Origin of the sequence: Pseudomonas sp. 2725 (assembly GCF_050434585.1) — a bacterium.
GTDB lineage: Bacteria > Pseudomonadota > Gammaproteobacteria > Pseudomonadales > Pseudomonadaceae > Aquipseudomonas > Aquipseudomonas jessenii.
On sequence record NZ_JBNDIV010000005.1, the window covers coordinates 488,622 to 510,544 of the forward strand.

16 protein-coding genes are annotated in these 21,923 nt (G+C 61.2%); 3 read left to right on the top strand and 13 right to left on the bottom strand.

Translation table 11 applies throughout. The features are described 5' to 3' along the window. Positions 1-40: 40 nt before the first annotated feature. The 5 genes from ABIE16_RS17100 to ABIE16_RS17120 are packed head-to-tail and all read right to left on the bottom strand — an operon-like array spanning position 41 to position 4,204. Complete coding sequence (locus tag ABIE16_RS17100; RefSeq protein WP_057716585.1) at positions 41-313, bottom strand: DUF2160 domain-containing protein; 273 nt, start codon at positions 311-313, stop codon at positions 41-43. A 10-nt stretch (positions 314-323) separates the two neighbouring features. Then, positions 324-1,124, bottom strand: a complete 801-nt coding sequence (locus tag ABIE16_RS17105; protein WP_008046506.1) for a carbohydrate ABC transporter permease — start codon at positions 1,122-1,124, stop codon at positions 324-326. Between the two features lie 7 nt (positions 1,125-1,131). Beyond that, on the bottom strand, positions 1,132-1,998 hold the full coding sequence (locus ABIE16_RS17110; protein ID WP_008046507.1) for a carbohydrate ABC transporter permease: 867 nt from the start codon (positions 1,996-1,998) through the stop codon (positions 1,132-1,134). Beyond that, positions 1,995-3,110 (bottom strand): ABC transporter ATP-binding protein, encoded by a 1,116-nt coding sequence (locus ABIE16_RS17115; RefSeq protein ID WP_090456627.1) that lies wholly within the window; start codon positions 3,108-3,110, stop codon positions 1,995-1,997. The genes ABIE16_RS17110 and ABIE16_RS17115 overlap by 4 nt, the downstream gene beginning before the upstream one ends. Beyond that, positions 3,110-4,204 (bottom strand): ABC transporter ATP-binding protein, encoded by a 1,095-nt coding sequence (locus ABIE16_RS17120; protein ID WP_057714145.1) that lies wholly within the window; start codon positions 4,202-4,204, stop codon positions 3,110-3,112. Before ABIE16_RS17120 ends, ABIE16_RS17115 begins: the two co-directional genes overlap by 1 nt. A gap of 378 nt (positions 4,205-4,582) precedes the next feature. Between ABIE16_RS17120 and ABIE16_RS17125 the strand changes: the two genes are divergently transcribed. Then, a complete protein-coding gene (locus ABIE16_RS17125; RefSeq protein WP_429521621.1) occupies positions 4,583-6,421 on the top strand; it encodes a sigma-54-dependent Fis family transcriptional regulator in 1,839 nt (612 codons plus the stop codon). 216 nt (positions 6,422-6,637) lie between these two features. Here ABIE16_RS17125 and cysS read toward each other — a convergent pair whose 3' ends face one another. Beyond that, complete coding sequence (gene cysS, locus ABIE16_RS17130) at positions 6,638-8,020, bottom strand: cysteine--tRNA ligase (protein WP_218496192.1); 1,383 nt, start codon at positions 8,018-8,020, stop codon at positions 6,638-6,640. Positions 8,021-8,040: 20 nt separating this feature from the next. Next, entirely contained in the window at positions 8,041-9,738 is a 1,698-nt protein-coding gene (locus ABIE16_RS17135; RefSeq protein WP_150812606.1) for a glutamine--tRNA ligase/YqeY domain fusion protein, read from the bottom strand. Between the two features lie 250 nt (positions 9,739-9,988). Here ABIE16_RS17135 and ABIE16_RS17140 point away from each other — a divergent pair, with 250 nt between their 5' ends. Further along, positions 9,989-10,492, top strand: coding sequence for a peptidylprolyl isomerase (locus tag ABIE16_RS17140; RefSeq protein WP_008053603.1), 504 nt, complete (start codon positions 9,989-9,991; stop codon positions 10,490-10,492). After that, complete coding sequence (lpxH, locus tag ABIE16_RS17145; protein ID WP_090456633.1) at positions 10,489-11,241, top strand: UDP-2,3-diacylglucosamine diphosphatase; 753 nt, start codon at positions 10,489-10,491, stop codon at positions 11,239-11,241. The genes ABIE16_RS17140 and lpxH overlap by 4 nt, the downstream gene beginning before the upstream one ends. 125 nt (positions 11,242-11,366) lie before the next feature. Here lpxH and ABIE16_RS17150 read toward each other — a convergent pair whose 3' ends face one another. The 6 genes from ABIE16_RS17150 to ABIE16_RS17175 all read right to left on the bottom strand — a co-directional run bounded on the left by ABIE16_RS17150 (position 11,367) and on the right by ABIE16_RS17175 (position 21,892). Beyond that, entirely contained in the window at positions 11,367-12,899 is a 1,533-nt protein-coding gene (locus tag ABIE16_RS17150; protein ID WP_429521622.1) for a DHA2 family efflux MFS transporter permease subunit, read from the bottom strand. A gap of 202 nt (positions 12,900-13,101) precedes the next feature. Next, positions 13,102-14,304 carry an efflux RND transporter periplasmic adaptor subunit gene (locus tag ABIE16_RS17155; protein WP_429521623.1) on the bottom strand — a complete coding sequence of 401 codons (1,203 nt, stop codon included), beginning with the start codon at positions 14,302-14,304 and terminating at the stop codon, positions 13,102-13,104. A 15-nt stretch (positions 14,305-14,319) separates the two neighbouring features. Next, entirely contained in the window at positions 14,320-15,789 is a 1,470-nt protein-coding gene (locus tag ABIE16_RS17160) for an efflux transporter outer membrane subunit (protein WP_429521624.1), read from the bottom strand. Then, positions 15,786-16,259, bottom strand: coding sequence for a MarR family winged helix-turn-helix transcriptional regulator (locus tag ABIE16_RS17165; RefSeq protein ID WP_090456640.1), 474 nt, complete (start codon positions 16,257-16,259; stop codon positions 15,786-15,788). Before ABIE16_RS17165 ends, ABIE16_RS17160 begins: the two co-directional genes overlap by 4 nt. Before the next feature lie 237 nt (positions 16,260-16,496). After that, complete coding sequence (locus tag ABIE16_RS17170; protein WP_429521625.1) at positions 16,497-20,168, bottom strand: translocation/assembly module TamB domain-containing protein; 3,672 nt, start codon at positions 20,166-20,168, stop codon at positions 16,497-16,499. Then, the gene (locus ABIE16_RS17175; RefSeq protein WP_429521626.1) at positions 20,165-21,892 is read right to left on the bottom strand and encodes an autotransporter assembly complex protein TamA; all 1,728 of its coding nucleotides are present in this window, start codon (positions 21,890-21,892) and stop codon (positions 20,165-20,167) included. The genes ABIE16_RS17170 and ABIE16_RS17175 overlap by 4 nt, the downstream gene beginning before the upstream one ends. Positions 21,893-21,923: the final 31 nt, after the last annotated feature.

A 21,923-nucleotide genomic window follows, 5' to 3' on the forward strand; every position in this document is an offset into this window, starting at 1 on the left:
TCCTTATTGAGTTTCGGAGCAACATTGCCGAGCGATTCGACTAGCCCCAACGCATCACAGCCAACAGCCACACCAGGGACATCGCGAAGGCGACCCAGATGCTCCAGTCGGTGACGCCGATTACCAGCAGATGCAGGTAGGCGCTGCCGAGAAGACCGATAAACAACCGATCGCCACGGGTGGTGGCAATCGGTAGAAAACCTCGCCTGAGCACGCTCGGCGAACGCAATTCCCAGGTGGTCATGCCCACCAGGATCAAGGCAATGACACCGAAGAACGCCGCCGTGGGGACGGTCCAACTCATCCATTCCATCATCAGTTCCTCATACCCGGCCCAGGGCAAAGCCCTTGGCCACGTGGTTGCGAACAAACCAGATCACCAACATGCCCGGCAGGATGGTCAACACCCCCGCCGCCGCCAGCACGCCCCAGTCGATACCGGATGCCGAGACCGTGCGGGTCATCACCGCTGCGATCGGTTTGGCGTTCACCGAAGTGAGGGTTCGCGCCAGCAGCAGTTCGACCCAGGAAAACATGAAGCAGAAGAACGCCGTGACGCCGATGCCGGAGCCGATCAGCGGGATGAAAATCTTCACGAAGAACTTGGGGAAACTGTAGCCGTCGATGTAGGCGGTTTCGTCGATCTCCTTGGGCACGCCGGACATGAAGCCTTCGAGAATCCACACCGCCAGCGGCACGTTGAACAGGCAATGGGCCAGGGCCACGGCGATGTGGGTATCGAACAGCCCAATCGAGGAATACAGCTGGAAGAACGGCAACAGGAACACCGCCGGTGGCGCCATGCGGTTGGTCAGCAGCCAGAAGAACAGGTGCTTGTCACCGAGGAAGCGGTAGCGCGAGAACGCATAGGCTGCCGGCAAGGCCACGGTCAGGGAAATGATCGTGTTCAGGCTCACGTAGTACGCCGAGTTGATGTAGCCGGTGTACCAGCTTGGATCGGTGAAGATCACCTTGTAGTTCGCCAGGGTGAAATCCTGCGGAAACAACGTCAGGCCACCGAGGATTTCGCTGTTGCTCTTGAAGGACATGTTCAGCAGCCAGTAGATCGGCACCAGCAGGAACAGGATGTAGATCAGCAGTGGAATCAGCTTTCTTTTGCTCATGATGGCCTCAGCGGTTGGCGTCGGAGTGAGTCATGGCGGTGTAGAACAGCCAGGACACCAACAGGATGATCAGGAAGTACACCAGCGAGAATGCGGCGGCCGGCCCCAGGTCGAACTGCCCGATCGCCATTTGCGTCAGGGTCTGGCTCAAGAAGGTCGTGGAATTGCCCGGACCGCCACCCGTAAGCACGAAGGGCTCGGTGTAGATCATGAAACTGTCCATGAAGCGCAGCATCACCGCGATCAGCAACACACTCTTGAGCTTGGGCAACTGGATATGCCGGAACACCGCCCAGGCCGAGGCACGGTCGATCCGCGCCGCCTGGTAATACACGTCCGGAATCGCCCGCAGGCCGGAGAAGCACAACAGCGCCACCAGCGAGGTCCAGTGCCAGACGTCCATCACCAGTACGGTGACCCAGGCGTCCATGGTGTTCGCCGCATAGTTGTAGCTGATGCCCATGGCCTTGAGACTCGCCCCCAGCAGACCGATGTCGGCCCGGCCGAAGATCTGCCAGATGGTGCCGACCACGTTCCACGGGATCAGCAACGGAATCGCCAGGATGATCAGCACCACCGACGACCAGCGCCCTTTGGTCGGCATGGTCAGGGCAATCGCAATCCCCAGCGGGATCTCGATCAACAGCACGCAGGCCGAGTAGATGAACTGGCGCAGCAACGAGTCGTGCAGGCGCGGATCGAGCAGCACCTGCTTGTACCAATCGGCGCCGACAAAGTAGCGGCTGGACTGGTCGAAGATGTCCTGCACCGAATAGTTGACCACGGTCATCATCGGGATCACCGCACTGAACGCCACCAGCAGGAACACCGGCAGCACCAGCCACCAGGCCTTGTTGTTCTGCACCTTGTTCATGGCTGCGCCTCTTGGTTGGCATTGGCTTCGAGCAGGAATTCATCGGCGTAGACCATCAGCCACTGCGCCGGAAAACTGATGTAGGCCGTGCCTTGCGGCACCGGTTTGTCTTCGGCCAGGCGCACTTTCAGGGGGACGCCATCGAGGTTGAGGGTCATGATCTTGTAGGTGCCCAGGTCTTCGACGTGTACGACCTGTGCCCGCAGAGCGTCATCAAAGGCTTCGTCCCACACATGGACGAACTCCGGGCGAATGCCGACCTTCAGGGTTTTCCACTCCGATTCAGCAATACGCTGCTGCATCGCCTCGGACAGCGGCAGGTGAGTCGAGGCGAAACCGACGCCACCCGGTTGCGGCTGCACCTCGATCAGGTTCATCCCGGGGCTGCCAATGAAGTAGCCGACAAAGGTGTGGCTCGGGCGCTCGAACAACTCCCTTGGCGTACCGAACTGCACGATCTGCCCGCCGTACATCACCGCAATCTTGTCGGCGAAGGTCGAGGCCTCCAGCTGATCGTGGGTGACGTAGACCATGGTGATGTTGAACTGTTCGTGGATCTGCTTGAGCTTGCGCCGCAGCTTCCACTTGAGGTGCGGGTCGATCACCGTCAGCGGCTCATCGAACAGGATCGCCGACACGTCGTCGCGCACCAGCCCACGCCCCATGGAGACTTTCTGTTTTTCGTCGGCGGTGAGGTTGCGGGCCTTTTTGCTCAACAGGTTCTGCAGGTCGAGAACTTCGGCGATTTCCTGCACCTTGCTATGCACCCGGGCCTCGGCCATGCCCTGATTGCGTAGCGGGAAGGCCAGGTTGTCGAACACCGTCATGGTGTCGTAGACCACCGGGAACTGGAAAACCTGGGCGATGTTGCGCTTCTCCGGGGTCAGGTTGTTGACCGCTTTACCGTCGAACAGCACATGGCCCTGGGACGGGCTGAGCAGCCCGGAAATGATGTTGAGCAAGGTCGATTTGCCACAGCCCGAAGGGCCAAGCAACGCGTAGGCGCCACCCTGCTCCCAGATGTGGTCCATCTCGCGGATCGCGTAGTCCTCCGGCCCCGTCGGGGTTTTGGTGTAGCTGTGGGCGAGGTTCTGCAAACGAATTTCGGCCATCAGGCAACCCTCGTGACACGCCGGCCCGGCGCCTGGACCAGCCGCCCCTGCGTATCGAACACAAACAGTTTATGGGTCGGGATGTAGATGCGGATCGGCGCATCGACGTCGTATTCGTGAACGCCGGGCAAGTGCAGCACCAGCAGGAAATGCTCGTTGCGCACGTGCAGAAAGGTTTCCGAGCCACTGATTTCCGCGACTTCGACAGTCACCGCCAATTCGAGGTCATCGTCGTTGCTCGGCACCAGCGAGATATGACTGGGTCGCACGCCAAAGCGGAACTCGCCCTCGCCCACCGGGCGCAGATCGACGTTCAGCGGGAAGTGCACGAAATTGGCGAAACTCACTTCGTTGCCGGCAATGCGCCCCGGCATCAGGTTGATCGGCGGCTCGGAAAACAGCTCCGCCGCCAGCACCGTTTGCGGCTGATGATAGACCGACGAAGACTGGCCGCTCTGGATCACCCGGCCTTCGTGAAGAATGGTGGTGGTGCCGCCCAGGGCCAGGGCCTCGTTGGGCTCGGTGGTAGCGTAGATCGCGATGGTGTGGCGCGCCTTGAACAGCTCGCGCATTTCCTGGCGCAGTTCTTCGCGCAACTTGTAGTCGAGGTTGACCAGCGGCTCGTCGAACAGGATCAGCTCGGCATCCTTGACCAGCGCCCGGGCCATGGCCGTGCGTTGTTGCTGGCCACCGGAAAGCTCCAGCGGATAGCGTTTGAGAAACTTCTCGATGCGCAGCATCTTCGCGGTTTCCAGCACCTTGCTCTGAATTTGCTCGCTGGAAACACCAGCCTGACGCAGCGGCGAGGCGATGTTATCGAACACCGTCATGGTCGGGTAGTTGATGAACTGCTGATAGACCATCGACACATTGCGCAAGCGCACGGGGCGCTGGGTGACATCGACGCCATTCATCAGGATGCGGCCGCTGTCGGGCTTGTCCAGACCGGCCATCAGGCGCATCAGGCTGGTCTTGCCGGACAAGGTGCGACCCAGCAAAACGTTGAAGGAACCGGGTTCAAAACTCAGGTTGGCATCGTCGATCCAGGTCTGGCCCTCGACGGTGCGGCTGACGTGTTCCAGGGTGAGTGACATGGCTCGGCCTTTTTCTTATTGGAGTCAAGCGACCGGAGCTGTATAGCGACATTTGTGCCAGAAATTGCAAACGATTGATTCAGTTTGAAATTCCTGAAAATGACTACAGAGTCACGTTCGTTGCTGAACACAAATGAACAACCGCGACTGAACAACTGAACACTTCAACGGTTGACAATGAACATTAGTGAACAACACTCTACAGACCGTATTCCGGCCCTTGTAGGAGCGAGCTCGCTCGCGATGGAGGTCAACGTGACGAGGGCTGCCTGAAGGAACGAGGCGACCTCACGTCCATCGCGAGCAAGCTCGCTCCTACACAGGGCGCCATGTGTAATTGAATAACAACAATAAAAGCTTGCTCAGAGATCGACTGCCATGGCCGCACCCGCATCGCCGTTGTCCCACGACGCCATCATCCAGGACTCCTGGTCCCGTTGCCGCGCGTTCGGCCTCAGTCATCAGAGCACGCCGGCATTCGACCCATTGCCGGCCGCAGGCATCGCGCAACTGCTGGAGAGCCAGCATTCACTGGTGCAAACCACCCATCAGGAAGTGCTGCCCTACTACGAGAACATCCTGAGCAACTCCAATTGCCTGATCATGCTCGCCGACCATCAGGGCCAGGTGCTCACGTCGTGGGGCACCCAGCGCTTTATCGAGCCGAAACTGGCCCGGGGTTTCAGCGCCGGCGCCAGCTGGATGGAACGCTGCACCGGCACCAACGCCATTGGCACCGCCCTGGCCTGCGAGCAAGCGGTGCACATCGAGCACGACGAACATTTCCTCAAGGCCAACCGCTTCATGACCGGTTCCGCCGCGCCGATATTCGATACCGAGCGCAAGGTGATCGCGGTGCTGGACGTGTCCAGCGACAGCTACCTGCCGCCCTCCCACACGCTGGGCATGGTCAAGATGATGAGCCAGACCGTGGAAAACCGGTTGATCCTCAACCTGTTCCATGGCCAGCATTTTCAGCTGACGTTCAACACCGGGCTGAACAACCTCGACAGTCAGTGGGCCGGATTGCTGATATTCGATGAAACCGGCCAAGTGCTGTCGGCCAACCGCCGGGCCGACAACCTGCTGGGCATCAGCCTGTCGCGAGTCAGTGTCGAAAGCCTGTTCAAGGTCTCGCTGCTGGAGTTGCTGAATCAACCCGAAGGCTTGCCCTTCTCGCTGCAGGCTTCCGGGCGCAACCGCTTCCAGTGTCTGCTGAAAAGACCCAAGCAGGTTCCGATTCAGCCGCGAGTGTTCGCCGAACCTGCCGTGACTGCGCCAACACCGGCCGCGATCAGCCTCAACACCCTGCACTTCGGCGACAGCCGCGTGGAAAAAGCTGTGCGCCAGGCCGAGCGGTTGCTGGAAAAAGACATTCCGCTGTTAATCCACGGCGAGACTGGCGTCGGTAAGGAAGTTTTCGTCAAAGCCCTGCATCAGGCCAGCTCTCGCAGCAAACAGGCGTTTATTGCGGTGAACTGTGCAGCGATCCCCGCCGAACTGGTCGAGTCAGAGCTGTTCGGCTACGAGAAAGGCGCGTTCACCGGCGCCAACCAGAAAGGCAGCATCGGCCTGATCCGCAAGGCTGACAAAGGCACGCTGTTCCTCGATGAAATCGGCGATATGCCACTGCCAACCCAGGCACGACTGTTGCGGGTGTTGCAGGAGCGTTGCGTGCAGCCCGTGGGCAGCAGCGAGTTGTTTCCTGTGGACTTGCGCATCATTTCAGCGACCAATCGCTCGTTGCGCGAACAGGTACAACTGGGGCGGTTTCGTGAAGACCTGTATTACCGCATCGGCGGCCTGACCCTGGAACTGCCACCGTTAAGAGAGCGCAGCGATAAAGAGGCGTTGTTCAAACGCCTGTGGGAACAGCATCGCGAACCAAGCCAATGGGCCGGACTGAGCCGCGAGGTATTGGCGCTGTTCGAGCGCCATCCGTGGCCGGGAAACCTGCGTCAGGTCAGCAGCGTGATGCAGGTGGCGTTGGCCATGGCCGAGGAACAACCGATAAGGCCGGAGCATTTGCCGGATGATTTTTTTGTTGATCTGGAGATGGAGCCGGTGGAGTCGCAGGAGCCGTTGGCGGTTGATCTTGATGATGCCGAGGAGTTGAATCGGCAGCTGCAGGCGGTTGGGGGGAATATTTCCCATCTGGCGCGGCGGTTGGGGGTTAGTCGCAATACCCTTTACAAGCGGTTGCGCCAGACTGAATGACGAGTGAATCGCAGCGGTAATATTCGGCTTGAGACCATCGCGAGCAAGCTCGCTCCCACAGTGTCCGTGTCGAACACAAAATCTGCGCATACCACAGAACCTGTGGGAGCGAGCTTGCTCGCGGTGGCGTCTGCCCTGTCAACACAAGCCTGGAGTCCAACCGCAAAAACAAAAACCCGCACAAGGCGGGTTTTGTTTTACAGCGGGATCAAGCAATCAGTCAGCCAGACGCCAGGTCGTGCCGCCCTTGCCGTCCTCCAGCACCACGCCCATGGCGGTGAGCTGGTCGCGGATGCGGTCGGATTCGGCCCAGTCCTTGCCGGCGCGTGCCGCCAGACGCGCGGCAATCAGCGCCTCGACTTCAGCGGCATCCACGCGCCCTTCGGCGCCGGCCTGCAGGAAGTCATCGGCTTCGAGTTGCAACACACCCAACACGCTGGCCAGTTCTTTCAAACGGGCTGCCAGACCGGCCGCTGCGTTCAGATCGCTCTCGCGCAGACGGTTGATCTCGCGAACCATCTCGAACAGCACCGCGCAGGCTTCCGGCGTACCGAAGTCGTCGTTCATCACCTGGGTGAAGCGCTCGACGAAGGCTTCGCCGCCCGCCGGAACCACGTTCGGCAGGCCTTTCAACGCGTGGTAGAAACGCTCCAGGGCGCCTTTGGCGTCCTTGAGGTTGTCTTCCGAGTAGTTGATGGCGCTACGGTAGTGGCTCGACACCAGCAGGTAACGCACGACTTCCGGGTGGTACTTGTCGAGCACGTCGCGAATGGTGAAGAAGTTGTTCAAGGACTTGGACATCTTCTCGCCATTGATACGGATCATGCCGCAATGCATCCAGGCGTTGGCGTAGGTCTTGCCGGTGGCAGCTTCGCTTTGGGCAATTTCGTTTTCGTGGTGCGGGAACTCAAGGTCGCTGCCGCCGCCATGAATGTCGAAGGTCTCGCCCAGGCAGCAGGTGGACATCACCGAGCACTCGATGTGCCAGCCCGGACGTCCGGCGCCCCACGGCGATTCCCAGCTCGGCTCGCCCGGTTTGGCGGCTTTCCACAAAACGAAGTCCAGCGGGTCCTGCTTGGACTCGTCGACTTCGATGCGTGCGCCGATGCGCAGGTCTTCGATCTTCTTGCGCGACAGCTTGCCGTAGCCCATGAACTTGCCGACGCGGTAGTACACGTCGCCATTGCCCGGGGCGTAGGCGTAGCCCTTGTCGATCAGGGTCTGGATCATCGCGTGCATGCCAGGGATGTGATCCGTGGCACGCGGCTCCATGTCCGGCTTCTTGATGTTCAGGCGCGCTTCATCTTCGTGCATCGCCGCGATCATGCGCTCGGTCAAGGCTTCGAACGACTCGCCGTTCTCGTTGGCCCGATTGATGATCTTGTCGTCGATGTCGGTGATGTTGCGCACGTAGGTCAGGTCGTAGCCGCTGAAGCGCAACCAGCGCGTCACCAGGTCGAACGCGACCATGCTGCGGCCGTGGCCCAGGTGGCAATAGTCGTACACGGTCATGCCGCACACGTACATGCGCACCTTGTTGCCATCGAGTGGCTTGAAGACTTCTTTGCTCTTGGTGAGCGTGTTGTAGATCGTAAGCACGTTTATTCCTTGACGCTAAATCACTGGCCCCACGAATCACGCAGGGTCACGGTACGGTTGAATACCGGCTGACCTGGTTTCGAGTCCTTGAGATCGGCGACGAAGTAACCTTCGCGCTCGAACTGGAAACGGTCTTCCGGCTGTGCATTGCCCAGCGAAGGCTCGGCACGACAACCGGTGAGTACCTGCAGCGAATCAGGGTTGATGTTGTCCAGGAAACTGGCGCTGTCTTCGGCCTTCTCCGGGTTTGGAGAACGGAACAGACGATCGTACAGACGCACTTCGCACTCGACGCTGGCAGCGGCCGGCACCCAGTGGATCACGCCTTTGACCTTGCGACCTTCCGGGTTCTTGCCCAGGGTGTCCGGATCGTAGGAGCAACGCAGTTCGACGATGTTGCCATCGGCGTCCTTGATCGCTTCGTCGGCGCGGATCACGTAGCTGCCACGCAGGCGCACTTCACCGGCCGGCTCCAGGCGCTTGTAGCCCTTGGGCGGCTCTTCCATGAAGTCGTCACGGTCGATGTAGATTTCACGGGCGAACGGCAACGCGCGCACGCCCATGTCTTCTTTCGGGTGGCACGGCAGTTCGAGGTTCTCGACCTGGCCTTCCGGGTAGTTGGTGATCACGACTTTCAGCGGACGCAACACGCACATGGCGCGCGGGGCGCTGTGGTCGAGGTCGTCGCGGATGCTGAATTCGAGCATGCCGAAGTCGACCACGCCGTCGGAACGGTTGGTGCCGATCATTTCGCAGAAGTTGCGGATCGATTTAGGCGTGTAGCCACGGCGGCGGAAGCCCGACAGCGTGGACATGCGCGGATCGTCCCAGCCGTTGACGTGCTTTTCATCGACCAGCTGCTTGAGCTTGCGCTTGCTGGTGATGGTGTAGTTCAGGTTCAGGCGGCTGAACTCGTACTGGCGCGGGTTGGCCGGTACCGGCAAGTGCTCGAGGAACCACTCGTACAGCGGACGGTGGCTTTCGAACTCCAGGGTGCAGATCGAATGGGTGATGCCTTCGATGGCGTCCGACTGACCGTGGGTGAAGTCGTAGTTGGGGTAGATGCACCACTTGTCACCGGTCTGGTGGTGGTGCGCGTGACGGATGCGATACATGATCGGGTCACGCAGGTTCATGTTCGGCGAGGCCATGTCGATCTTGGCCCGCAGCACCCGTGCGCCGTCCTTGAACTCGCCGGCTTTCATGCGGGCGAACAGGTCCAGGTTCTCTTCGACGCTGCGGTCGCGGAACGGGCTGTTCTTGCCCGGCTCGGTCAGGCTGCCACGGTATTCCTTGGCTTGTTCCGGGGTCAGGTCGTCGACGTAGGCATTGCCGGACTTGATCAACTCCACCGCCCAGTCATGCAACTGGTCGAAATACTGCGAGGCGTAGCGCACTTCACCGGACCATTCGAAGCCCAGCCATTTGACGTCGCTTTCGATCGCGTCGATGTATTCCTGGTCTTCCTTGGCCGGGTTGGTGTCGTCGAAACGCAGGTGCGTGACGCCGCCGAACTCCTGGGCCAGGCCGAAGTTCACACAGATCGACTTGGCGTGGCCGATGTGCAGGTAGCCGTTGGGTTCAGGCGGAAAACGGGTGACGATCTGCGTGTGCTTGCCCGAGTCCAGGTCTGCCTGGATGATCGGCCGCAGGAAGTTGACCGGCACGGCAGGGCCGGTCTTGGCATTCGAGGTAGGGTCGACAGTGGGCTTGCTCATAGGATCCTTGAACGTACAAGTGCGTGGCCGTAATGAAGGCCGGACAAAACAAAGCCGCTATCATAGCCGATGCCGTCAAGTACCTGACAGAGCGCACTCTGTAAACCGTCGCATTTAATAGGCCGTAAATGAAAAAACAGCCTCGAAATTCGCGTCTGGCACGCTAAACTGCGCACCTTGGCCAAAAAGGCTGAACCGGTGGCGGGACGAGATGTTCCAACACCACGAATTCCTCTAGTGAGTAACGATCATGACCCAAGTCAAACTGACTACCAACTTCGGTGACATCGTCCTCGAACTGAACGCCGACAAAGCCCCGATCACCGTGGCCAACTTCGTTGAGTACGTTAAAGCCGGTCACTACGAAAACACCGTTTTCCACCGTGTCATCGGTAACTTCATGATCCAGGGCGGCGGTTTCGAGCCAGGCATGAAAGAAAAGAAAGACAAGCGTCCAAGCATCCAGAACGAAGCCGACAACGGTCTTTCCAACGACAAATACACCGTCGCCATGGCCCGCACCATGGAGCCGCATTCGGCTTCCGCACAGTTCTTCATCAACGTGGCGGACAACAGCTTCCTGAACCACAGCGGCAAGAACGTTCAGGGCTGGGGCTACGCGGTATTCGGTAAAGTGACCGCCGGCACCGACGTTGTCGACAAGATCAAAGGCGTGGCCACCACTTCCAAGTCCGGCCACCAGGACGTACCGGCAGACGACGTGATCATCGAGAAAGCCGAGATCATTGAGTGATATTGCTGATTTCAGATTTACATCTGGAAGAGGAGCGCCCGGACATTACCCGGGCGTTTCTGGATTTGCTCGCCGGACGCGCCCGCTCGGCGAGTGCGTTGTACATTCTGGGCGACTTCTTCGAGGTGTGGATTGGCGACGACGCCATGACACCCTTCCAGCGTTCCATCTGCCAGGCCCTGCGCGAATTGAGCGACAGCGGCACGGCCATTTTCCTGATGCACGGCAATCGCGACTTCATGTTGGGCAAGGCCTTCTGCAAAGCAGCCGGCTGCACCTTGTTGAAGGATCCGAGTGTCGTGCAGTTCAACGGCGAGCCGGTGCTGCTGATGCACGGCGACAGCCTCTGTACCCGCGACGAAGCCTATATGAAGCTGCGTCGCTACCTGCGCAACCCGATCACCCTGTTCATCCTGCGGCATCTGCCGCTGCGCACCCGGCACAAGCTGGCGCGCAAACTGCGCAGTGAAAGCCGTGCGCAAACGCGGATGAAGGCCAATGACATCGTCGATGTCACGCCCGAAGAGATTCCGCGGATCATGCAGGAATTCGGCGTGAAGACCTTGATCCACGGGCACACCCACCGCCCCGCGATTCACAAGTTGCAGCTTGGCGAGCAAGCGGCCCGGCGCATTGTGCTGGGGGATTGGGATCGTCAAGGGTGGGCATTGCAGGTGGATGAGCAAGGGTTTGCGCTGGCGCCGTTTGATTTCACTCCGCCACCGCAACTGGCAGCACCCGCGAACTGAAGGCTGCAGGAGATCCCTGTGGGAGCGAGCTTGCTCGCGATAGCGGATTAACATCCAACATCTTTGTTGACTGATCCACCGCTATCGCGAGCAAGCTCGCTCCCACATGGGTTCCACTGTGTTTGTCAGTGCCCCGCGGAAGCCTCTGGCCCGGCCTTCGCCGTAAACGGCGGCTTGGCCAGCCAGACAATCAGTATCAACCCCACGAACATCCAACCCAGCAAGGTGAAGTAGTCCACCGTGGACATGATGTACGCCTGGCTGATCACCATCTGGTCCAGCTGCGTATAGGCCTTGGCCCCTGCCCCGCCCAGGTGGGTCAGCGCTTCGCGGGTCGCCGGATCGAAGGGGGTGATGCTTTCGGTCAGGTAAGCGTGGTGCTGGTCCGCCCGACGAATCCAGATCCAGGTGGTCAACGACGCCGCGAAACTGCCGCCCAAGGTCCGCAAGAATGTCGCCAGCCCCGAACCGTCGGCAATCTGGTTCGGGGGCAGGTCCGAGAGCAGGATGGTCAGGGTCGGCATGAAGAACAGCGCTACGCCGATCCCCATGAACAGCTGCACCATGGCGATGTGCTGGAAGTCCACTTCATTGGTGAAGCCTGCGCGCATGAAACAGCTCAGGCCGATGGCCAGGAACGCCCCGCCCGCCAGCAGGCGCATATCGAATTTCGGTGCGTACTTACCGACAAACGGCGCCAGCAGCACCGGCAGGATCCCCAGCGGGGCCACGGCAAAACCGGCCCAGGTCGCGGTGTAGCCCAGTCGCGTTTGCAGCCACTGCGGCAAAATCAGGTTGATCCCGAAGAACCCGGCATAGCCCAGGATCAGCACGATGGTGCCGTAGCGGAAGTTACGATGGGCGAACAGGCGCAGGTTGACCACCGGGTGTTCGTCGGTCATTTCCCAGATCACGAAGAACGCCAGGGCCACCACCGAAATCACCGAGCCGATCACGATGAAGCTGGATTCGAACCAATCGGCATCGTTGCCCTTGTCGAGCACGATCTGCAGCGCCCCGACGCCAATGATCAGCGCGATCAGACCGACGTAATCCATCGGTTGGCGGCTGGTGACCACCGGGCGCTTTTTCATCTGCCGGGTGACCACCCATGCCGCGAACAGGCCGATCGGCACGTTGATGAAGAAAATCCACGGCCAGCTGTAGCTGTCGGTGATCCAGCCGCCGAGGATCGGCCCGGCAATCGGCGCGACCACTGTGACCATCGCCAGCAGCGCCAGCGCCAGCCCCCGTTTCGCCGGGGGGTAAACCGCAATCAGCAGGGTCTGGGTCATCGGGTACAGTGGCCCGGCCACTACCCCTTGCAGCACCCTGAAGCCCACCAGCTCCGGCATCGAGGTGGAAATCCCGCACAGGAACGAAGCCAGCACGAACAGCAACGTCGCCCAGACAAACAGCTTCACCTCGCCGAAACGCCGACTGAGCCAACCGGTCAGCGGCAAGGCGATGGCGTTGCTCACGGCGAACGAGGTGATGACCCAGGTGCCCTGCTCCGAACTCACGCCCAGGTTGCCGGAGATCGTCGGCAGCGCCACGTTGGCGATGGTGGTGTCGAGCACTTGCATGAAGGTCGCCAGCGACAGGCCGATGGTGCTGAGCAACAGGCTGGGCGGTGTGAAAGACGCGTTATTGCTCATCGCAAATCCTTTGAAACTCGGCTAGCGCCGCTAACCCTGTGGGAGCGAGCTGTGGCGAGGGGGCTTGCCCCCGTTTGAGTGCGCAGCACTCACAAGATCTTCGATACATCGGAAATTTTGGGGCTGCTTCGCAGCCCAACGGGGGCAAGCCCCCTCGCCACAGCTCGCTCCCACAATTTCCGGTTGATGACGGACTGGCATATCAGCGTTGTGCGGTCTTGCTGACCGCGGCGCTGTTGTCGTGGATCAACTGGGTGATCATCGCGTCGGCCTCGGTCAGCTGACGGTCATAGACGCTGGTGCTGAACGAAGCCTTCTGCGGCGGCTGTTGCGCCAGCACCGGCCCGCTCTGGTCGTGCAGGTCCACATCGACCATGGTCGACAGGCCGACCCGCAGCGGATGTTTGGCCAGCTCCTCGGCGTTGACGTGGACTCGCACCGGCACGCGCTGCACGATCTTGATCCAGTTGCCGGTGGCGTTTTGCGCTGGCAGCAAGGCAAACGCACTGCCGGTCCCGGCGCCGAGGCTGTCGATGATGCCGCTGTATTTGACGCTGCTGCCATACAGGTCCGTCTCGATCTGCACCGGTTGGCCGATGCGCATGTCACGCAACTGGGTTTCCTTGAAGTTGGCGTCGATCCACAGCTGATCCAGCGGAATCACCGCCATCAGCGCGGTACCCGGTTGCACGCGCTGGCCAAGTTGTACAGAACGCTTGGCCACGTAACCGGTCACCGGTGCAATCAAGGTGCTGCGGGCGTTGTTCAGGTAGGCCTGGCGCAGTTGCGCGGCAGCGGCCATCACATCCGGGTGCGATGAAACCACGGTGTCATCGACCAGCGCGCTGGTGGTCTTGAGCTTTTGTTCGGCATTGGCCAGGGCGTTTTGCGCCGAGGTCAGGTCGTCGCGGGCGTGGGACAGCTCTTCCTGGGAAATCGCCCCGCCGGCGGCGAGGTTCTTGCGGCGGCTGAAGTTGTCCTGGGCCTTTTGCACTTCGGCTTTCTGGGCGTTGACCTGGGCCTTCATGCCGTCCACATCGCTATACAAGCCACGCACCTGACGCACGGTACGCGCCAGATTGGCCTGGGCATTTTGCAGACCGATTTCGGCGTCGTTCGGGTCGAAGTTCACCAGCACCTGGCCTTCATGGACCAGATCGCCATCATCGGCACCGATGCTGACCACGGTGCCGGTGACCAGCGGCGTGATTTCCACCACGTTGCCGTTCACATAGGCGTCGTCGGTGCTTTCGCTCCAGCGCCCGTAGAATTCGTGGTAGGCCCAGACACCCGCGCAACCGAGCACGACGACGGCAGCCAGGACCAGCAGCATGAACTTGCGCTTGCCCGAATTGGGGTTGCCCTGGGTGTTTTCAGGAGGTTGAGTTGTATCGGCAGTGGCCATGACAAGTACCTTGAATTAGTGGGTCAGCGTGGCTGACGTGGCGTTGGCCGAGGCGATGGCCTCAGGCTGGAAACCGCCGCCCAGCGCCTGCATCAGTTGGATCGACAGGTCGATCTGCTCGGCATTCAGGTTGGCCAACTGACGCTGGGCCTGGAGCAATTGCTGCTCGATGCTGAGCACGTCCAGGTAGTTGCCGATGCCGGAACCGTAACGCTGGACCACGGTGTTGTAGGAATCCTGGGCGATGTCGGTGGCGTGCTGCTGGGCAGCGATCTGCCGGCCGATGTCACGCAGCTGGTTGACGCTGTCGCTGACATCCCCCAGCGCCTTGACCAGGCTTTTGTTGTACTGCGCCACGGCGAGGTCGTAATCGGCGTCGCGAGAATCGAGGTCGGCGCGCAAGCGGCCACCGTCGAAGATCGGCACAGAGATCGTCGGTGCAATGTTGAAGAAGCGGCTGGCCGAACCAAACATCGCATCGCCCAGCAAGGATTCGGCGCCGACAGCGGCACTGAGGTTCAGGTTGGGATAGAACCGGGTCTTGCCGGCGTCGATGCTTTTGCTCGCCGCTTCGACCCGCCAGCGCGCGGCCACCAGGTCCGGGCGACGCCCGAGCAACTCGGCCGGCAGCACCGAAGGTAGCGCTACCGCACTCGACTGAAGAATGTTGGGTCGGGCAATTTCATTGCCGCGGTCCGGGCCTTTGCCGAGCAGAACGGCCAGGGCAATTTTCGCGCTGTTCAAGCGTTTTTCGGCGTCGATCAGGTTGGCCTGGGAAGTGGCTTCCAGGCTTTCGGTCTGCTGGAACTGGTACTGGCTGTCGATCCCGGCAGTCAGGCGCCGCTGGCTGAGGTCGAGCATTTGCCGGGTGCGCTTGAGGTCTTCGTTGGACAGGTCGTAGACGATGTGCGCCTGACCGAGATCGCTATAGGCCCGGGCGACATCGGCGGCCAGCGTCAGTTGCGCAGCCTGCTGGTCGACTTCGGCGGCGCGAGCCTGGCCGAGGGCCGCTTCCCAGGCATCGCGTTGACCGCCCCACAGGTCGAAGTCGTAGTTGAAACCGGTGCTGATGTTGCGAACGGTGGCGTAAGCGTCACCCTGCCCGAGCGGGTCCTGGTCCCGGGCCAAGCGCGAACGGCTGACACCAGCGCTGGCATCCAGGGTCGGCATCCGCGCAGCGTCGGCTGCGGAAGCGGCAGCGCTGGCCTGATGGGCACGGGCATCGGCGATCTGCATGTCCGGGCTGTCGCGCAGGGCCTCGCGGATCAGGCCATCGAGCTGTGGGTCGCCGAGGCTTTTCCACCAGTCGCTTTTTGGCCAGGCCGCGGGGGACAACGTCACACCGCTGAGGGATTGCCCGGCCTTGAGGGCCTTCGCGTCGAGGCTGACGCCTTCGGTTTTCAGGCCGCTGTAACTGGCGCAACCGGCGACGCTCATGGCCAACAGCACCAGGCTCAAGCCGGTACGCAAGGGGTTACTGCTCATTTGTCACCTACCCGCAGCAGCGTGATCGCGTCACCGGCTGCCACCAAAATTTTCTTCAGGATCAACTCCAGGGTTTTCAGTTCTTCCGGAGTGATGGCACCGGCCAGTTCATTCATGGCTTCGGCGCCGATGTGCGGCAACCGCCCGGCGAGCTTCTGCCCTTCTTCCGTGAGCACAAGCTGCACCTGGCGGCGATCTGCCTCGGAGCGTTGGCGGGCAAGGAAACCTTTCTGTTCCAGACGATCGAGCATGCGCGTCATCGAGCCGCTGTCCAGGGACAGGTGCCGGCACAACTCGCCCGGAGAATCGACGCCGTACTGGGCGATGATGATCAACACCTTGAACTGCGCGGCGGTGATGCCGTGGGGTTCCATGTGGGTGTCGATGATCCGGTCCTTGAGCAGCGCGGCACGCCCGAGCAACAGGCCGAGATGGCAATTCTGGAAATCTTCCGGGGAGAAATGTTTCATCTGACCACCAATTAGCTGCCTAGGCAGTGAATGTATGTCAAGATGTTACTGCCTAGGCAGCGAATGTCAACGTAATAGTTAGCATGCTTGGTAAATAGTTGATCAATGGCGTCGGGATTTGTTGCGGCCACACTGACGCCATCGCGAGCAAGCTCGCTCCCACAGGGATCGCACTGGACCTTGTGGGAGCGAGCTTGCTCGCGATGGGGGCAACTCGGTTTTAACGAAAACGCAGGCCTAGAAATCCCGCTTGTAGAAGATGTCCAGCGAACTGGCCACGCCGCCGGCGGCTTCGAGGTAGACCCTCTTGCTCAGCTTGTAGCGCAGGGCAATGGTATTGGCCGGTTCGAACACGCCGACGCCATAGCGCAGGCTGAGCTTCTCGGAAATATTGCCGCTGGCCACCACACTGGTGGCATCGCCACTGCCCTGGGTGTCTAGCTGGAAGTCCTGGATGCCCAGGTTCTTGGCGATGCCGCTGGTCACCCCGGAGCTACCCATCAAGCCCAACCCGAGGGCCGCCTGGGCGAGCATGTTGTTGTCTTCGCCATTGCTGCTCAGCGGACGCCCGAGCACCAGATAGGACAGGGCCTGCTCCTGGCTCATGGCCGGTTCGGAGAAGATCTGCGTGGTCGGCTGCTCGGCGCTGCCACTCAAACGAATGCCGGCGATGATGTCGTCGGTCTTGCGAATGGCCTCGATGTCCAGGTACGGCTGATCGATAGGACCTGCAAACAGCAAGCGTGCCCGGCGCACCGATAGCCGCTGGCCGTAGGCGCGATATCGCCCATCGTTGAGCCACAGCTCGCCACGGGTGTCCATGTTGTCGCCGATGTGCACATGCCCCTGCACATTCGCGGTCAGGCCAAATCCTGCAAAGCTCAGCTTGTCCTCACCGACCAGCACTTCGATGTCCATTTTCATTGCCAGCGGCGGCTTGCCCTCCTCGGTCTGCTGACCGACGATCACCGTGTCATCGGAGACCTTGACCGTCGATGGCGGCAACTCGCGAATGGTGATGTCGCCCCTAGGCACCAGCACTTTGCCGGCGATGGCCAACTCATCGCCCTTCATCGAGATTTTCAGGTCAGGTGCGACTTCCAGCTTGGCGTAAGGCTCGACGCTGACTGGCAACTGCGAACCCTTGAGCGCCAGATCCACCACCAGCGCCTGGCCCCAGGCGACGTTGCCGTTCAGGCTGCCATGCCCGGCCTTGCCGCTGTCCCAGCCACCGTTCAGTTGCACGCTTTCACCGGCGATGAGCGCCTGGAGGTGCAGATTTTTCAGCTCCATTGGCAACTCAGGACCGGAGATCTGACCGTCGCTGAGTTGCAGGCTGCCATTGACCTGCGGTGCCAGCAGCCCACCGGAAATCGTGCCGCTGCCATTCAAGCGCCCGGTCAGTTTCTCGACCATCGGCACGAACGGTCGCGCCACTGAAAGGTCCAGCCCGCTCAAGCGGAACGAGCCGCTCAACGGTTTGTTCTTCGGCAACGGATTGAGCTGCGCCTGCACCATCAGTTCGCCGAGTTTGCCACCGACGAAGTTGAGCTCGGTGTCGATGCGCTTGGGCGTGAGTTTGCTGGTGAGTTTCAGGGTCTGGTACGGGAAGTCCAGCCACTGATCCTTGTCCTTGATGCGCAACGTGCCACCGCCGGCATCGACGCTGACCTGGCCGTTCGGGCCACTGGCCGGCAGGTCCAGTTGCAGGTCGGCGTTGAGCCGACCCTGCCAGGCGAAATCCTTCGGCAACCACTGCGCGAGGCTGTCGATCGGGAATTGCTTGAGGTGATAACGCAGCTTCGGCTCGGGCATCAGGCGCGCGTCTTCACCGCAGAGGCTGGCCTGGCCGGAGGCCCAGCAATGGGCGCCAAAGGTGATTTTGCCGTCCGCCAGGCGTTCGAGTTTCGCCGGCCCTTGCAGCTTCCAGTCCTGGCCACCGGCCTGGATATCACCGCTGGCCAGGCGTCCGCGCCAATTGCCTTTGTCCAGCGCACCGTCCAGACCCAGCGCCAGTTTCAGCTTCGGCCCTTGCAGATCGAGGTTCAGCTTCTGGCTCTTGATATCGCCCTGGCCGCTGGCGGTCAGGGTTCCCAGTGAAGTGTCACCGGCCCGGATGCCGCTGCCCTTGAGGTCGACTTTCGCCCGTTGCGCACTGTCCAGCGTGGCGTCCAGGTTCAGGCTTTGCAGGCGATGGTCCTGGAAAGCCAGTTGCGAACCTTGCAGGTCAAGCTTGCCTTGGGGCGCCTTGAGTGTGCCGGCGACATCCACGCGGCCATTGAGCTGGCCGCGCAGTTGCGGCCAGAGCTGGGCCAGGCGCGGCAGCTTGAGATCGATCTGGCCGGCGAGTTTCTGTTGCAGGCTGCCTTTGCCGCTGATGCTGTTGTCGCCGAGGCGAACTTGCAGGGTCTTGAGGTTCCATTGCTCGCCACGGCCATCGGCCTTGGCCTGGATCACCGCAGGCTGACCGCGCAGTTTGCCCTTGAGGTCCAGGTCGGCATTGAGGCTGAGCACCTCGTTCTTCATCTCACCCGTGCTGCGCAACGGCCCGGCCAGTGTGCCCGGCAGCTCCGCGACCCAGTACGCCGGGTTGATCGCCGACAGGTCCAGCGCGGTGTCCCAGGCAATGCCGTCGGCAAATTGCAGGTCCAGGTGCCCTTCAGCCTTACCCTGCCCGGCCTGGAGTTGAATCTGTTGCAGATAGATTTTCGTCAGGTCGCCCGCGAAAGGGCTGGCCAGGGTGAAGGCGCCGGCCGGACCATCCGCCGCCGCGGCGAAATGCCCAAGGTACTTGCCGTCGGTGTAAGAGACTTCGCCGGTGAACGTGCGAAGCGCTACCTGCGGTTCGTCGATGAGCGGATAGAGCCTGTGCCACGGGAAATCCAGCCAGTCGATCTTCGCCTCGGCGCTCAAGCCCTTGCTCCAATCCAGCTGTCCGGTGAGCTTGAGGCTTTGCTTGTCGTTGGCGGTCAGGTCCAGCGCGGCGATCTGCGCGCCCTTGGCGTCGACCTTGCCTTGCAGCGCCAGGGTGACGGGCCCTTGCTCGACGGGCAGTGTGGCTTTGCCGAGCAGCGCGTAGCCGTTCTTCAAGTCGCCTGCCCCCGTGAGTTCAAGCTGATTGAGTTGCAGGGTGTCCGGCAGATCGGCACTGGGCTTGAAGCCATCGGCGGTGATCCGCACCTTGGCCGGCAGGTTTTCCACCAGCGGTTGCAGTTCGCCGGTCAGTTGCCCGTTGAGGTAACCGCTGCTGTCGGCGTTCAGGTTCAGGGTCTTGAGCAGGTCGCCGTCGACTTTCAGCGCCAGCGCCAGCGGCTCAGGCGTCGACAACAGGGTCAACTTGCCGGAGGCGCTGAGGGGCCAGTTGCCGGAAGGTTGCAACAGGCCGGAGAGGTTCAGGCTCAGATCATCGCGCTGTATCGATAGCGCGTCGATCTTCAAACCGGCCGTCGTCCAGTGCGCCGCCAATTGCATGCCCTTGAGCTCTTCGCTGCCGTTGAACAACAGGCTGCCGACCTTGATCTCTCCCAGTTCGAGGGCCAACGGTAACTTCAGCTCCGGGAGCGTGATCGGGCCGCTGCCTGGCTCTTCGGCACCCGGCGGGAACGTCAGGCTGACCTGATCGGCCTGCAATTGCTCGATGCACAGGGTCATGCGGGTCAGGCACAACGGCGACCAGGCGAAAATCACCTTGCTCAGTTCAACCCGGTTGCTGTCCTGCTGCCACAGCACCCGGTCGGCACTCCACTGCCCGCCCAGCCGGCCCTGGAAGTTTTCCAGGGTCAAGCCCGGCACGAAACCCAATGCCCAGCGGCTGCCTGTCGCCGTGCCCAGCACCGTGGCCAGCGTCAGGACAACCACTGCCAGCAGCGCCGCCATCGTCAGCAGTGTTGCTTTCAAACCACGCTTCAAAGCTCAGGCCCCATGGAAAAGTGCAGTCGAATACCGCCATCGTCGTCCAGCGCGTGGGCCAGGTCGAGGCGGATCGGCCCCACCGGCGATACCCAGCGCACGCCGATACCGACGCCAGTCTTGAGGTTCGGCAGTTCGAGCGTGTTGAAGGAGTTGCCCTGATCGACAAAGGTCGCGATCCGCCATTTTTCCGCGATGGAATACTGATACTCCGCGCTGGCGGCGACCATGTAGCGGCCACCAATGCGGTCGCCGTCGGAGTTTTCCGGGGACAGGCTCTGATAGTCGTAGCCACGCACGCTCTGGTCGCCACCGGCGAAGAAGCGCAGCGATGGCGGCACCGATTTGAAACCGTTGGTGGCACTGCCGCCGACCTGCACCCGCCCGAGGAGGCGGTGTTTATCGAACACCGTGGTCAGGCCTTTGACCAATGCCGTGCCGTAGAGCAGGTTGCTGTCGGAACCCAGACCTTCCTTGGCCACTTTGGATTCGAATTGCAGGCGATAACCGTTGTGCGGGTCGATGCGGTTGTCGCTTTTGAGGTACGAATAGCTCACACCGGGCATCAGCAAGGTACTGAGTCCCGAGTCATCGCCCAGTTGATAATCCTCGCGCTGCCACTTCAGCGACACCACCCGTTGCCAGCCGCTGGGCAGTTTGCTGTGCCACTCGGGGCCGAGGGTCAGCAGCTTGCTGTGGCTGTCCTTATCGGCGATTTCTTCATTCTGGTAGCCACCGGCAAAACGCAGTTTGTCGGTCAGTGGCGGGTCCAGCGGAATGTCGTAGAACAACCCGACGTTTTGCCGAGGTGCCGAGACTTCGGTTTCCCAGCCATAACTGTGCCCTTGCGCGTTGACCCAGTGCCGGGTCCAGTTGGCCTTGGCCCGCGGGCCGACGTCGGTGGAGAAACCCAGGCCCAGGCCCATGGTCCGCGGCTTGCGGGTTTCGAGCTTGACGTCCACCGGGATCGCCTCGTCCCTGGACGCCGTGGGTGCCGCGTCCACGCGCACGCCTTCGAAGTAGCCGCTCGATTGCAGGTTCTGGTTGAGCTCGGCGATCAGTTCCGAGTCATACGGCGTGCCGGTCTTGAACGGCACCATGCGTTGCAGCAACTCGTCATCGAACGGCGTATCGCCCTCGAAACTGACCTTGCCCAAGGTATAGCGCGGACCGCTTTCATAGATCAGTTCGATATCGGCGACGCCGGCACGGGGGTCGACCGACAGTTTTGAACGGGTGAAACGGCCGCTGAAAAAGCCATAACGCGAAGCCTGATTCTGGATCAGGCGCTTGGCGTCCTCGTAATGCCCATGGTTGAGCACGGCGCCGGGCTTGAGCGCGTCGCTTTTGGGAATTCGAAAGGCCTTGAGGGAGGCTGCCGGACCGTCGACGCGCACCGTGACGTTGCGCAAGTGCACCGGCTCGCCGGGGTCGACCGTCAACACCAGGCGCGGCTTTTCGCCGCCCTTCACCTCGCTGTCGATGTGCGGCTGATAATAGCCCAAGGCCTGGGCGGCCTTGCGCGCCTGTTCTTCGGCGCCACGGCTGAAGCGCAGCAACGCTTCTTCATCGCGATCGCCGAGGCTGCCGATATAGCCTTCGATATTGGCTTTCAGCTCGTCATTGGACGGTTTGATCCGTACATCCAATTCGCTTTTTGCCAGCGCTGCGCAGCTGGTCATCAGCATCAGCACACCGCTGGTAATTCTTCCTGGAAACTTCATAGGCGCGGATGCTATCACGAGCATGGATCAT